Below are 13777 nucleotides of genomic sequence, written 5' to 3' on the forward strand. Positions count from 1 at the left end.
CATGCGACGCATCCTGTCCGCCCTGCTGCTGCTCATCCTCGCTGCGACCGGGTTAGCCGCCTGCGGCCGCAAGGATGTGCCCGATTATCCGCCCGATGCGATCGAGCGCCCCGGCGTGCTGCAGCCGCGCCGCGATCCCGTTCGCTATTACTGATCTTCCGTTCGAATTGAGACTGTCATGACCGGTTTTCCCTGGTTCGCCTATCGCGACGGCGCGCTCTACGCCGAGAATGTTCCGCTGTCCAAGATCGCGGCAGAGGTCGGCACGCCGGCCTATGTCTACAGCAGCGCCGCGCTGACCGACCGCTACAAGAGCCTGTCGGATGCCTTCGCCGGCATGAACCACCTGATCGCCTATGCGATGAAGGCCAATGCCAGCCTGGCCGTGCTGCGGCATTTCCGTGACCTGGGCGCCGGCGCCGATGTGGTGTCGGGCGGCGAGCTGCAGCTGGCCATGAAGGCCGGCATCGATCCGAAGAAGATCATCTTCGCCGGCGTGGGCAAGACCCGCGACGAGATGGCGCTGGCACTGAAGAGCGGCATCCTGCAGTTCAACGTGGAATCCGAGCCTGAGCTGCATGCGCTGTCCGCGGTGGCGAGCGGCCTCGGCCTCAAGGCGCCGATCGCCATCCGCATCAATCCCGATGTCGATGCCAAGACGCATAAGAAGATCACCACCGGCAAGGCCACCAACAAGTTCGGCATCGCCTATCATCGCGCGCTCGAGGTCTATGCCGAGGCGGCAAAGCTGCCCGGCATCGCGATCGTCGGCGTGCATGTGCATATCGGCAGCCAGCTGACCGATCTGGCGCCCTATGATGCCACCTTCGCCAAGCTGGCCGAGCTGATCACGTCCTTGCGCGCCGCCGGCCACAACCTGCAGCGCTTCGATCTGGGCGGCGGCATCGGCATCCGCTACGACGAGGAGACGCCGCCGGATCCGCGCGCCTATGCCGATCTGGTGCGCAAGCATATCGGCAAGCTTGACTGTGAACTGGCGCTGGAGCCGGGCCGCTACCTGGTCGGCAACGCCGGACTGCTGCTCACGCAGGTTACCTATGTGAAACAGGCCGAGCAGAAGACATTCCTGATTCTCGATTCCGGCATGAACGACCTGATCCGGCCCGCCATGTACGAGGCCTATCACCGCATCGTGCCGGTTAAGTCCCCGAATCCCGGCGCAAATCAGGCGCCGGTCGATATCGTCGGCCCGGTCTGCGAGACCGGCGACACCTTCGCCGAGGACCGCCCGATGCCGCCGGCCGATGCCGGAGATTTGTTGGCCATCCTGTCGGCGGGTGCGTATAGTTCCGCCATGGCCTCCACTTACAACGCCCGTCCGCTGGCGCCTGAAGTGCTGGTCAGTGGCGACCGGTTTGCCATTACGCGCCGGCGCGCCACCATTGACGAGATGACCGCCCTGGAGACCCTGCCGGCATGGCTCAGCGAGGCGAAGGCGTAGAGTACAGCGATCCGTCCCAACCGGTGCCCGCCACCGGTCTGGTGGCGGCTCTGGCGCCTGTTCTCGAACATCGCCTGTCTGCCGCCCGCGCCGCCCTCTTCTGGGAACGCTTCTGGCCCGCCCTGATGCCGGCCGCCGCCGTGCTGGCGGTGCTGCTCATCCTCGCCGGTTTCGACATCTGGCGCTTCACCCCGATCTGGCTGCACTGGCTGATGCTGGCCGGCTTTGCCGCCGCCTTCGGCGCGCTGCTGTGGCGCGACCTGCGCAATCTCCGCTGGCCCAGCCGCGCCGATGCGATGCGCCGGCTGGAACGCATCAACCTGCTGCAGCACCGTCCGCTGGAAGCCGTGGCCGACAGGCTCTCGGCCGAACAGCACGATCCGATCGCGCTGGCCATCTGGGACCTGCATCGCCAGCGCGCGCTGGCGCAGCTGGCCGAGGTGCGCGTCGGCACGCCGGAAGCCGGCTGGTGGCGCCGCGACGTCTGGGGTTTCCGTGCAGCGCTCGGCCTGCTGCTGGTGGTGGCCTGGGCCAGCCCGGGCGAGGATCGCGGCCAGCGGCTCGCCGACACGCTCAATCCCGGCACGGCGCTCCCTGCAGGCACGCAGCTTGCGCTGGAAGCCTGGATCACGCCGCCGGCCTATACCGGCCGCGCGCCGATGTTCCTGACCCGCGACGGCAAGCCCGTGCAGGGCGGCACGCCGACGGCGCCGCAAGCCGCCGCCACGCCGCTCTCGATTCCTACCGGCAGCCTGCTCAAATTACGGCTGGCCGCGCCGCCGTCCGGTTTCACGCTGCGGTTCGGCAAGAGCGAGCAGGCGCTGCATGCCATCGACGAGCGCAATGGTGAGCTTGACCTGGCCCTCGACTTGACCCAGGGCGAACATCCCATGCTTTCGCTGATGCGCCGCGACAAGGTCTTTGCCGAATGGCCGTTGCGCGTGGTGCCGGATCTCGCGCCGAAAATCCGCTACAGCGAAGAGCCCAAGACGGCGCGCCGGGTTGAACTGGAAGTCGCCTTCACGGCCGAAGACGATTACGCCGTGCAACAGGTGCAGCTCGAGCTGACCCGCGAGGGCGCCGAGGCGCCGGTCCTGGTCGACTGGCCGGTGCCGCTGGGCGGCGGCAGCCAGACCAGCGACAAGCAGAGCTTCGACTTCACCGCCCATCCCTGGGCCGGGCTGCAGGTCAGCATGACGCTGGTGGCCAAGGACGCGCTGGGCCAGACCGGCCGCAGCGAGGCCGCCACCGTCACCCTGCCGGCGCGGCGCTTCAATCATCCGGTGGCGAAAGCCATCGTCGAGCAGCGCCGCGAGCTGGCACTGAAGCCGGCCCAGTGGCAGCGCGTGGTGACGGCCTTGCAGGCGCTGTCGCTGGCGCCGGAACGCTATCGCGAGGACTACACCGCGCATCTGGGCCTGCGCACCAGCGCCAGCCGCCTGCGCCTGAACCGCAGCACGGAGTCGATCGCCAGCGTGCAGGACCTGCTGTGGCAGACCGCGCTGCATATCGAGGATGGCCGCGCCAACCAGGGCGAGAAGGATCTTCAGGCCCTGATGGACAAGCTGCAGGATGCCATCGACCGCAATGCGGACGATGAGGAGATCCAGAAGCTGATGCAGGAGATGCGGCAGGCGATGGACCGCATGCTGGAGCAGATGATGCGCGAGGCGCTGGAGCGCATGGCGCGCGGCGAGGAACCCGAAGAGCTGGGCGAAGACGAAGAGGCGCTGAGCGACGAGGACCTGCAGGACATGATGGACCAGGCGCAGGACATGGCGCAGATGGGTGATCGTGAATCCGCGAAAGACATGCTGCAGCAGATGCAGCGCATGCTGGAGGCGATGAAGAACGGCCGCATCGTGCGCATGCCCGAGGGCCGGCAGCAGCAGCGCCAGGCCCAGCGCGGGCAGCGGGGCCAGCGCGGCCAGGGCCAGCAGGGCCAGATGATGCAGGAATTCGGCGAGATGCTGCGCCAGCAGCAGCAGTTGCTCGACCGCAGCTTCCGCCGCAGCCAGCAGTCCGGCCGCGGCGAAGGCACGCCGCAGCAGCGCGCCGAGAACGAGGCCGATGCACGCGCGCAGGAAGAGCTGCGCCGCAAGCTTGGCGACATGATGGGCCGGCTGGCCGAGCGCAACGGCGGCCAGTTGCCCGACCAGCTGGGCAAGGCCGAACGCTCGATGCGCGAGGCGCGCGAATCCTTGCGGCGCGGCGAGCCGAGCGAAGCCATGCAGGGCCAGACCGATGCGCTGGATCAGATGCGGCAGGGCCTGAACCAGATGCAGCAGGCCCAGCGCGGCAATCCCGACGGCCAGGCCAATGCCGCCGATTCACGGCAGAACCAGCGCAATCCGATCCGCGATCCGCTGGGGCGCAACATGACCGGCTACGAGAATGCCGGCGAAGCCACGCAGGTGCCCGATCTGGCGCCGGTGGAACGCGCGCGCCGCATCCTGGAAGAGCTGCAGCGCCGCGCCGGCAACCGCGAGCGCACGCCGCAGGAACTGGATTACCTCGACCGCCTGCTGCGCCGGTTCTGAAGCGCGGCGCCTCGTTATCACTGAAGACCCGTCATCGCTGAAGAAGGAGTCTGGTCATGACCGCATATCTTCGACTGGCAGCCATTCTTGCCGGCCTGCTGCTGCCGGGCGCCGCCTTCGCCCAGGCCGCCGTGATCATCACGCAGAGCACGCAGGCCATCATCCAGGGCACTACCGCCTCGGCCAATGACAGCCTGCAGAACAAGGATGCCAAGGCCACGGTGCAGACCGCCCCCGCCACGGCGCCCGCGACCGCCAGCGCCGACAAGAAGAACTGAGGCGGCGGGCTTCACGCGCTCTCAAACACACCCGTCATGGTCGGGCCCAGTTCTTGAATCTGAAGCCAGTTCTTGAGTCTGAAGACCGGCCGGCCATGACGGTAGGGTTTTGACTGGCTGTTACGCCTTCTGCGCGCCGGCCAGCGCGGTTTCCACCGCGTCATTCAGGGCGACCATCGAGAAGGGCTTCATCAGCACCGGCGGCGCGGCGCCGCCAGCGTCATGCACGCGGGGATGCTGCGCCGCATAGCCCGTCATCATCAGCACCGGCATCGTCGGCCAGTCGCGCGCCACATGCAGCCAGAGTTCGATGCCGTCCATGTTGGGCATGCTGATATCGGTGAGCAGCAGGTCGAAGGGCCGCCGCGCCAGCCGGGCCAGCGCATCGGCGCCGTCGTGCACCGTCACCACCTCATGGCCGCGCGACTCCAGGATGCGGCGGATATATTCCCGCATCGGCGCCTCGTCATCTGCGACCAGAATACGCGCCATCATCCCCTCGCCGACGGCGGTCGCCTGTGCGGCAGATTCTTGCCGGCGACACACCACCTCGTTCTGGAATCAGCTCGGGCGACCGACCGCAATGCCGCGCCCCTGGCGAAAAGATTACGCCGGAGGCCTGCAAAAGCAATCACGCATTATAATTGCGCAGTAAATCGGCAGGGGTGTCGGCGAGGGTGCAGCGAAAAACTGCAGACGGATCACTGCGCCGGCTGGCTGGAGAAGGCGACTTCCAGGTCGACGACCTCGCCCCGGGGCGCCGGCAGCCGCACGTCGAAGCTCAGCGTCTCGCCGGCCGGCACGCTGGACTGCTCCAGCTTGATCATCACCGCGCCCAGATCGGCGCCGCCGGCGCCGCGCATGGCGATGCGGATCGGCGGCAGGGCGCGCTCGGTCTCGCTGACATTGACCACGTCGCCAGAGACGGCGATCCGGGTCTCGCCATTATCGAGCACGGTGGCGGATTTCAGGTTATGCAGCTCCAGGCCCAGCCACTGGGCCGGATCGACCGGGATATGCAGGTATTCATAGAGCTTGGCCAGCGGCGGATAGAACGCCACCAGCTGGACGCGCTTTTCGTAGCCGCCGCCGACCACGCCGCCGATCACCGCCAGCAGCAGCAGCCAGCCGATCCAGGCCCAGGAGCGCGGCTTGCGCGGCTTGGGCGGTTCGCGGGTGACGCCGGCCTCGGCCAGGCGGGCGCGGCGGCGGTTGAGCGCCTCGTCGGGGTCTTCCTCGGCCATGGCCGGGCTGAAGGGCTCGTCCAGCGGCGGATGCAGCGGCGGGCGGTCCATCTGCCGGGGGTCGATCTCGATCTCGTCGTCAAAGCCGGTGATGCGCGGCGGTGGCGGCGGCTCCAGGTCCATGACCGGCGCGGCCACGGTCTCGGGCTCCGGGGCCTTGCCGCCGGGCGGCGGCGGCGGCACCCAGTCGTCATCGGCGAGGGGTTCGGGGCCAGTGCCATGACTGGCCATGCCGGCGGCCTGCACCACGGAGGGCACGGGCGGCGGCTCGGGTTCGGGGAGCGGTTCCTGGTCCCAGACGGCGCGGCAGCGCGAACACCGCACCTTCCGCGGCGCAGGGCCGAAGAGGTCGGGTTCAACGTGGAACCGGGTCTCGCAGCTTGGGCAGGTAAGAATCATGCCTTAAGTCAGCCTGAAGCCAGCCCTTTTGCGTTTCCGGATGCTTTCCCTTATAGGACGGACAGGGCGGTTGAAGCAAGGCTACAGCCTTGCAAGATATTGTGCTGCAAGGCTTTGGTCGATTCGGCACGATTCGCCCCATGGGCAGCCCAGCGGGCAGCAAGGAGTTGGGACTTGGTGCGTTTCCAGAACGTCGGCATGCGCTACGGCCCCGGGCCGGAGGTCCTGCGCGACGTCAATTTCGAGCTGGGCGCCGGATCCTTCCATTTCCTGGCGGGCCCCAGCGGCGCGGGCAAGACCTCGCTGCTCAAGCTGCTCTATCTGGCGCAACGCCCGAGCCGCGGCCTGATCACCATGTTTGGCCAGGATGTCTCCACCGCCAGCCGCGCCGCGCTGCCCATGCTGCGCCGGCGCATCGGCGTGGTGTTCCAGGATTTCCGCCTGCTCGATCACCTGAGCGCGCTCGACAATGTGGCGCTGCCCTTGCGCATCGCCGGCGCCGACGAGAAGCGCACGCGCGAGCATGTCAGCGAGCTTTTGAGCTGGGTCGGCCTCGGCGACCGGCTCGAGGCGCGGCCCGCCACGCTCTCGGGCGGCGAGAAGCAGCGCGTGGCGATCGCGCGCGCCGTCATTGCAAGACCGAGCCTCCTGCTGGCCGACGAACCGACCGGCAACGTCGACCCCGAGATGGCCGAGCGGCTGATGTATCTGTTCGTCGAGCTGAACAAGCTCGGCACGGCGGTCGTGCTGGCGACCCATGACACGCATCTGCTGCAGACCTTCCGCTTCCCGGTGATGCGCCTGCGCGCCGGGCAGCTCGTTATCGAGAGGAATGCCGCATGAGCGCGCGCAAGGCCCCTCGCCCCTCCGACCTGCAGCTCGACGCCGATACCGGCGCGCGCTTCCTGCCTTGGGCGCTCGCCGTCATGGTGTTTCTCGCGGCGCTGGCGCTCGCCGGCGCGCTGGCCCTGGACGGCAGCATCGCCGGCTGGCGTCGCGGCGTCGCGGCCAAGCTGACCGTGCAGATCGCCGATCGCCCCGGCCAGCCGATGGGGCCGCGGCTGGATGCGGCGCTCGGCGTGCTGCGCGGCGTGCCCGGCATCGAGAAGGCCGAAGCCATGGACCGCCGCGCGGTGGAAGCCCTGCTGAAACCCTGGCTTGGCGCCGAAGCGCTGGAATCCGACCTGCCGCTGCCCGGCATGATCGACGTGACCTTGAGCGACTCCGCGGCCCTTTCAGTCGATGCGCTGTCGGCGCGCCTCAGCGCAGCGGTGCCCGGCGCGCGCATCGACGACCCCAAGCCCTGGCTGGATCGCCTGGTGCAGATCGGCCGCCTGCTGCAGTCGCTGGGCGGCGGCATCGTGCTGCTGGTCGGCCTTGCCACCGCCGCCATGGTGATCTTCGCCACGCGCGCAGGATTGGCGGCCCGGCGCGACACCATCGAGCTGCTGCATCTGATCGGCGCCGAGGACGGCTATATCGCACGGCAGTTCCAACGCCACGTGGCGTCACAGGCCGTGCGCGGCGGCCTGATCGGCGCCGGCATGGCGGTGCTGATCATTGTGGCGATCCAGCTTCTGGCCGGCGGCGTCGGCACCGGGCTGCTGCCCGGCCTGGCGCTGCTCTGGTGGCACTGGCTCATGCTGCTGCTGCTGCCCATCGCCGCGACGCTGCTGGCGATCTTCACCGCGCGCCTCACCGTGCTCGGCGCCTTGCGAGCGATGGTGTGAGCATGCTGGTGCTGCTGGATCGCGACGGCGTGCTGAACGAGGACATCCCGAACGGCTATGTGCTGTCGCCGGCTGAGCTGCGCATGCTGCCCGATGTGGGCAAGGCCGTGGCCCGGCTGAATGCGCGCGGCTGGCATGTGGCGATCTGCACCAATCAAAGCTGCGTCGGCAAGGGCCTGATCGACGAAGCGATGCTGGAGCGCATCCACAACACCCTGCGCGACCATCTGGCCCGCGACGGCGGCCGTGTCGATGCGATCTTCTTCGCGCCGGACCCGTCGCACGCGCCGACCGAGCGGCGCAAGCCCGGGCCGGGCATGCTGCGCGAGGCGATGGCGCGCTTCCGCACGGCGCCCACGGATACCGTGTTCATCGGCGACAACGTGATCGATCTGCAGGCCGGCAAGGCCGCAGGCTGCCGCCGCATGCTGGTGCGCACCGGCAAGGGCGCGTCCATGCTGGCAAAAGGCTTGCCCGAGGACGTTTTGCCGGTCACGGTGGTGGAGAATCTGACCGAGGCCGTCGACCGCCTGCTGGCCGAGATGGCAGGCTGATCAAGCATGCGGACTAAGCACGAGTACTGACTGACATGGCGCGTCGTTCCGAACCCCAATCCCTGTTCTCCCGCCTGCGGCGCTGGCTGCTGGCCCTGATCGCCATCGGCCTGATCTGGCTCGGCGGCGCAGTTGCCTATGTCGAGCGCGTCGAGCAGATGATCACGCCGAGCGACGAGCGCACCGACGCCATCGTGGTGCTGACCGGTGGCGCGGCGCGCATGAGCACGGCGCTGCGCCTGCTCAACGACAACAAGGCCGAGCGGCTGCTGGTCTCCGGCGTCAGCCAGACCGCCACCAAGGCGACCCTGCAGGAAGCCGTGCAGAAGGCGATGCCCGATGCGGCGCAGCTCGGCACCGGCTGGCAGGGCATCGACCTGCAGTTGCTGTTCGAATGCTGCACCGATCTCGGCTTCGAGGCCGGCGACACGGCCGGCAACGCCACCGAAACGGCGAGCTGGGCCGCCGCCCGTGGCTACAAGTCGGTGCGGCTGGTGACGGCGAACTATCACATGCCGCGCGCGCTGGTGGAGTTCGGCTACCGCATGCCCGGCATTACCGTGGTGCCGCATCCGGTGCGCTCGGATGCCATGCGGGTGGAAGACTGGTGGCAGCGCCGCCAGGCCACATTGTTCCTGCTGGGCGAATACAGCAAGTATGTCGTCGCGCTGATGCGCGTGCATCTCGACCGCCAGCTCGTCGCCACCGTGGACGAGAAGAAGGCCGATGAGAAGAAGGCCGATGAGAAGAAGGCCGATGAGAAGAAGCCGGTGGAAGCCGTGCCGCCTGTTGTTGTCCCCGTGGCACCGGCAGCGCCGGCCGAAGAGACAAAGCCCGAGACGACGACGCCCTCATCCGAGAGCAAGCCGTGATCTGGATCCGCTCGCTGGTCTTCCAGGGCGTCTTCTATGCCTGGACCACCATCGTGGCGGTCTACAGCCTGGTGCCGATGGCGCTGAACCGCCGCGCGCATATCTTCGCCATGAACGCCTTCTGGGCGCGCAGCCTGAATGTGCTGCTGCGGGTGATCTGCAATATCGAGGTGCGCATCGAGGGCCGCGAGCATATCCCGGCCGGCCCCGCTTTGGTGGCGGCCAAGCACCAGTCGCTGTGGGACACCGCGATCATCTTCGATCTGTTCGGCACGCCCGCCGTGGTGATGAAGAAGGAGCTGCTGAAGATTCCGATCTACGGCTGGCTCACCCGCATCCAGGGCATGATCGCGGTCGATCGCGACGGCGGCGGCGCGGCGCTCAAGCAAATGCTGAAAGATGCGCGCGCCGTGCGCGATGCCGGCCGCAAGATCGTGATTTTTCCGCAAGGCACGCGCACCAAGCCCGGCGAAGTGGCGGAGTATCAGTCGGGCGTGGTGGCGCTCTACCGCGACCTGAAACTGCCGGTGCTACCCATTGCGCTAAACTCCGGCGTCTTCTGGCCGAAAGTCGGCCTGCTGCGTCCGCCGGGCACCCTGATCCTGCGCTTCCTGCCGGTGATTCCGGCCGGCCTGGAGCGCGATGAGTTCACCGCGCGGCTGGAAGGCAGCATCGAGACGACGACCAAGGAACTAGAAGCAAAGGCCCTGCGCGGCTGACAGCGGGCCCCTTTTCCGTGAAAGCCGACCTTCGCTAGACCGCCAACTCCAGACGCTGAATGGCGTCGCGATAATACTGGTGGAACTGCGCCATCGCCTTGTCGGATGCCGTCAGGTCGGCATAGCGGTGCAGAACAGGTAACTGCGCTGCGGCAAAGACAGGCAGGTCCGCCTCGGGCAGCCTCGGAAGTATGCCCGTGAATGGCAGGGCCATGCGCCCGCCGCCGGGCTGCTTGCTCAACATTTCCAGTTTCCCGACGATTCCGGAAACGGACGCGATCATGCGATCGGCATAGGCCTTGACGATCGGGGCCTGGGCTTCCAGGTGCTGACGCTCCGCGTCGAAATCAGTGCAATCCACGATGCGGCCGTCCTGATAAACCAGTGGTGCGGCCTTTGATATGTCGCAGGCCCATCCGGCGCGCGGCAGCAGCATATCGGCCTGATCGCTTTCTTCCTTGTAGGCGAAGAACGGCATGGCGCGGCAGCGAATGGGCTTCTCGGCGTGAATGCCGCACAGGCCGTCCCCGGTCAGTTCCGGGCAAGCCACCGAGGGCGGCAGATAGGCCATGGCACCGACCTGGACGGCGACCTGCGTCTTGCGCGCAACCTGCACCACTGTCCCGAGGCGGGTTGTCAGGCCGAAGGATTTGTTGCCCTGCCGCACCACCGTCCAGACCATGGCCAGCGGGAAGCGACCGGCATGAAACAGGGCCTCCTCAAGCGTCAGGGGCAGCGAACCACTGCAGCATTTTCCGCAGGCCGTGCATTTGAAGTGGTGCTGCATGCAGGCGCCCGATCATGAATGCGGATTATGGACGCGGCCTACACGCCGCAGCATTTCTTGAATTTCTTGCCGGACCCGCAACTGCAGGGATCGTTCCGCCCCATTTTCTCGACACGGCGCGGCGGCGACTTGGGATCGACTTCGCCACCGGTACAAAGCCAGGCACCGCCTTCACGCTTGAACGTCGCACGCTCATGGTGAACGCGCTGCTGACCATTGAGGCGGAACTTGGCGGCATACTCGACAACACCGTCCTGATCGTCGGCGCCGCCCGCTGTAACCGAAAGGATGTCCATGCCCAGCCATTCAGCCGAGGATGCAACACTCTTGGTTTCAACAGGATCGAACTCCGCGCGGGCTTCAGCCGACAGCGTCCGTCCCAGATAGTCGATATTGGCCTGAGTATAGGCGGTAAAACGCGCACGCATCAGCGCCAGGGCCGTCGGGGCCGGCGCTCCGGCCAGCAAAGGACCGCAGCACACATCGAATGAGAGACCGGAAGTACAGGGGCATTTGATCATCGGCTCACTTTAGCGATCCATGCGTCCATGGCGATCCTCTGCACAGGAATGGTAAGGACAGGAAAGTCCCTGTGGATATCCCGGGATAACTTATCCCGACCTCCTTGCGGATCGCGGGGATAAGCCCAATTTACAAGCTATAACAATATATTGTGGCCAAGGCCTTTGTGACTCAATCTGTAGAAACAGATTGAGAACATTACGCTGGACTCTCACCCCTCGGGCGATAGAGTCAGCCTGAGAATTTTCCGGCGGCGCAAGCAGACTTGCGCCGCTTTCCGTCTTTGCAGACCGCCTTTCACAGGATTGCGTCCATGTCGCCTATCGCGCCGATTTCCCAGCAGATCTGGGACATGAAATACCGCCTGAAGGGCATGGACGGGAATCCGGTCGACCAGTCGATCCCCGACACCTGGAAGCGTATCGCCACCGCGCTGGCGCAGGCCGAGACCGACCCGGCCGCGCATACTGAAAGCTTCTACGGCGCGCTGGAGGATTTCCGCTTCCTACCGGCGGGCCGCATCGTCGCTGGCGCCGGCACCGCGCGCAAGGTCACGCTGTTCAACTGCTTTGTCATGGGCACCGTGCCCGACGACATGGGCGGCATCTTCGAGCATCTGAAGGAAGCAGCCCTGACCATGCAGCAGGGCGGCGGCATCGGCTATGACTTCTCGACGCTGCGCCCGCGCGGCGCGCCGGTGAAGGGCGTGGGCGCCGATGCCTCCGGGCCGCTCAGCTTCATGGATGTGTGGGACGCCATGTGCCGCACCATCATGTCGGCCGGTAGCCGCCGCGGCGCCATGATGGCGACGCTGCGCTGCGACCATCCCGATATCGAGGCCTTCATCGAGGCCAAGCGCGAGGCCAACCGCCTGCGCATGTTCAATCTGTCGGTGCTGGTCACCGATGCCTTCATGAATGCCGTGAAGCAGAACCTGCCCTGGGAGCTGACCTTCAAGGGCACGGCCTATCGCACCGTGCAGGCGCGCGAGCTGTGGGACAAGATCATGCGGGCGACCTACGCCTATGCCGAACCCGGCGTGATCTTCATCGACCGCATCAACAATCGCAACAACCTGCATTACTGCGAGACCATCAGCGCCACCAACCCCTGCGGCGAACAGCCGCTGCCGCCCTATGGCGCCTGCCTGCTGGGGTCGATCAACCTCGCCCGCCTGGTGAAAAAGCCCTTCGAGGCCGACGCCGCGCTCGATCTCGAGGCGCTGGACGACCTGACCCGGCGCGCCGTGCGCATGATGGACAACACCATCGACGTCTCCAACTTCCCGCTGGAGCAGCAGGCCGCCGAGGCGCGCAACAAGCGCCGCATCGGGCTCGGCGTCACCGGCCTGGCCGATGCGCTGATCATGGTCGGCGCGCGCTATGGTTCGGCCAAGTCGGTCGCGCTGATCGAGACCTGGATGAAGCGCCTGCAGCGCGCGGCCTATCTGGCGTCGGTCGACCTGGCTCGCGAAAAAGGCGCCTTCCCGCTGTTCGACCGCGAGGCCTATCTGGCCGGCGAGAGCATCACCGAACTGGACGCGGACGTGCGCGCCGCGATTGCCGAACACGGCATCCGCAACGCGCTGCTGACCTCGATCGCGCCGACCGGCACGATTTCGCTGTTCGCCGACAATGTGTCGTCGGGCCTGGAGCCGGTGTTCAGCTTCACGTATACGCGCACCGTGCTGATGCCGGACGGCAGCCGCCGGCAGGAGGACGTCAGCGATTACGCCTATCGCCTGTATCGCCAGATGAAGGGTGACAATGCGCCGCTGACCGAAGCCTTTGTCGATGCGCAGAGCCTGGCGCCCGCCGACCATGTGCGCGTGCAGGCCGCCGTGCAGAAATACATCGACAGCTCGATCTCCAAGACCATCAACGTGCCTGAAGAAATCGATTTCGAGAGCTTCAAGGACATCTACCAGATGGCCTATGACCAGGGCTGCAAGGGCTGCACCACCTATCGCCCGAACGACATCACCGGTTCGGTGCTGACCATCAAGAAGGACGAGAAGAAGGCTGAAGCGCCGCAGCAGCAGGCCGAGCTGCCGCTGGTTTCCAGTGCCAAGCCGGTGCAGACCATCAAGCCGCGTGATCCGCTGGCTGCCGGCGGCGTGATCTACATGACCAAGCCGCTGGACCGCCCCGAAGCCCTGCCCGGCCGCACCTACAAGATCACCTGGCCGGATTCCGAACACGCGATGTACATCACGCTGAACGACATCCTGCAGGATGGCCGCCTGCGGCCCTTCGAGGTGTTCGTGAACTCGAAGAACACCGAGCATTACGCCTGGACGGTGGCGCTCACCCGCATGATCTCGGCCGTGTTCCGCCGCGGCGGCGACGTCTCCTTCGTGGTGGACGAGCTGAAGGCGGTGTTCGACCCGCGCGGCGGCCACTGGATGAACGGCCGCTATGTGCCGTCGCTCTTGGCCGCCATCGGCGAGGTGATCGAGCAGCATCTGATCGCCATCGGCTTCATGGCCGATCCCAACAGCAAGCGCGAGGAAAGCGCCGTGCTGGCGCTGGCGGTGAATGCCGAGACGCCCAAGCCGCTGTCAGGCCTGCGCCAGTGCCCGAAATGCGGCCAGCCCGGCCTGATCAAGTCCGAGGGTTGCGACACCTGCACCTCCTGCGGCTATAGTAAGTGCGGATAAGGCACGGCTTT

14 protein-coding genes and 1 pseudogene are annotated in these 13777 nt (G+C 66.7%); 10 read left to right on the forward strand and 5 right to left on the reverse strand.

Translation table 11 applies throughout. The annotated features are described in order from the left end of the window. The first annotated feature begins 1 nt into the window (after nt 1). The 4 genes from AC1RRT_RS06015 to AC1RRT_RS06030 are packed head-to-tail and all read left to right on the forward strand — an operon-like array spanning nt 2 to nt 4280. Nucleotides 2-154, forward strand: a complete 153-nt coding sequence (locus AC1RRT_RS06015) for a hypothetical protein (protein WP_493012868.1) — start codon at nt 2-4, stop codon at nt 152-154. A 24-nt stretch (nt 155-178) separates the two neighbouring features. Next, nucleotides 179-1462, forward strand: coding sequence for a diaminopimelate decarboxylase (gene lysA, locus AC1RRT_RS06020; protein ID WP_493012869.1), 1284 nt, complete (start codon nt 179-181; stop codon nt 1460-1462). Beyond that, on the forward strand, nt 1438-4002 hold the full coding sequence (locus AC1RRT_RS06025) for a TIGR02302 family protein (protein ID WP_493012870.1): 2565 nt from the start codon (nt 1438-1440) through the stop codon (nt 4000-4002). The genes lysA and AC1RRT_RS06025 overlap by 25 nt, the downstream gene beginning before the upstream one ends. A 56-nt stretch (nt 4003-4058) precedes the next feature. Further along, nucleotides 4059-4280 carry a hypothetical protein gene (locus AC1RRT_RS06030; RefSeq protein WP_493012871.1) on the forward strand — a complete coding sequence of 74 codons (222 nt, stop codon included), beginning with the start codon at nt 4059-4061 and terminating at the stop codon, nt 4278-4280. Between the two features lie 120 nt (nt 4281-4400). Here AC1RRT_RS06030 and AC1RRT_RS06035 read toward each other — a convergent pair whose 3' ends face one another. From AC1RRT_RS06035 to AC1RRT_RS06045, 3 genes and pseudogenes are all read right to left on the reverse strand, one after another. Continuing rightward, nucleotides 4401-4772, reverse strand: coding sequence for a response regulator (locus AC1RRT_RS06035; protein WP_493012872.1), 372 nt, complete (start codon nt 4770-4772; stop codon nt 4401-4403). 209 nt (nt 4773-4981) lie between these two features. Next, nucleotides 4982-5782 (reverse strand): hypothetical protein, encoded by an 801-nt coding sequence (locus tag AC1RRT_RS06040; protein WP_493015192.1) that lies wholly within the window; start codon nt 5780-5782, stop codon nt 4982-4984. A 42-nt stretch (nt 5783-5824) separates the two neighbouring features. After that, nucleotides 5825-5923: pseudogene (locus tag AC1RRT_RS06045) on the reverse strand (zinc-ribbon domain-containing protein); the annotation flags it as partial. Between the two features lie 177 nt (nt 5924-6100). On the opposite strand from AC1RRT_RS06045, the gene ftsE reads away from it, so the two are divergent. The 5 genes from ftsE to AC1RRT_RS06070 are packed head-to-tail and all read left to right on the forward strand — an operon-like array spanning nt 6101 to nt 9798. Further along, on the forward strand, nt 6101-6766 hold the full coding sequence (gene ftsE, locus AC1RRT_RS06050; RefSeq protein WP_493012873.1) for a cell division ATP-binding protein FtsE: 666 nt from the start codon (nt 6101-6103) through the stop codon (nt 6764-6766). Further along, a complete protein-coding gene (locus AC1RRT_RS06055) occupies nt 6763-7653 on the forward strand; it encodes a cell division protein FtsX (protein ID WP_493012874.1) in 891 nt (296 codons plus the stop codon). Before ftsE ends, AC1RRT_RS06055 begins: the two co-directional genes overlap by 4 nt. A 2-nt stretch (nt 7654-7655) precedes the next feature. Further along, nucleotides 7656-8207 (forward strand): D-glycero-alpha-D-manno-heptose-1,7-bisphosphate 7-phosphatase, encoded by a 552-nt coding sequence (locus AC1RRT_RS06060; protein ID WP_493015150.1) that lies wholly within the window; start codon nt 7656-7658, stop codon nt 8205-8207. A 35-nt stretch (nt 8208-8242) separates the two neighbouring features. Next, nucleotides 8243-9079 (forward strand): YdcF family protein, encoded by an 837-nt coding sequence (locus tag AC1RRT_RS06065; protein WP_493012875.1) that lies wholly within the window; start codon nt 8243-8245, stop codon nt 9077-9079. Next, nucleotides 9076-9798 carry a lysophospholipid acyltransferase family protein gene (locus tag AC1RRT_RS06070; RefSeq protein ID WP_493012876.1) on the forward strand — a complete coding sequence of 241 codons (723 nt, stop codon included), beginning with the start codon at nt 9076-9078 and terminating at the stop codon, nt 9796-9798. Before AC1RRT_RS06065 ends, AC1RRT_RS06070 begins: the two co-directional genes overlap by 4 nt. A 34-nt stretch (nt 9799-9832) precedes the next feature. On the opposite strand, the gene AC1RRT_RS06075 is transcribed toward AC1RRT_RS06070, so the two are convergent. Together AC1RRT_RS06075 and AC1RRT_RS06080 are read right to left on the reverse strand one after the other, a co-directional pair. Then, the gene (locus AC1RRT_RS06075; protein ID WP_493012877.1) at nt 9833-10585 is read right to left on the reverse strand and encodes a YkgJ family cysteine cluster protein; all 753 of its coding nucleotides are present in this window, start codon (nt 10583-10585) and stop codon (nt 9833-9835) included. Nucleotides 10586-10623: 38 nt separating this feature from the next. After that, complete coding sequence (locus AC1RRT_RS06080; protein ID WP_493012878.1) at nt 10624-11106, reverse strand: YchJ family protein; 483 nt, start codon at nt 11104-11106, stop codon at nt 10624-10626. 314 nt (nt 11107-11420) lie between these two features. On the opposite strand from AC1RRT_RS06080, the gene AC1RRT_RS06085 reads away from it, so the two are divergent. Further along, nucleotides 11421-13766, forward strand: coding sequence for an adenosylcobalamin-dependent ribonucleoside-diphosphate reductase (locus AC1RRT_RS06085; RefSeq protein ID WP_493012879.1), 2346 nt, complete (start codon nt 11421-11423; stop codon nt 13764-13766). The last annotated feature ends 11 nt before the right edge of the window (nt 13767-13777 follow it).

Source organism: Ferrovibrio sp. GW821-FHT12B10 (genome assembly GCF_058807515.1).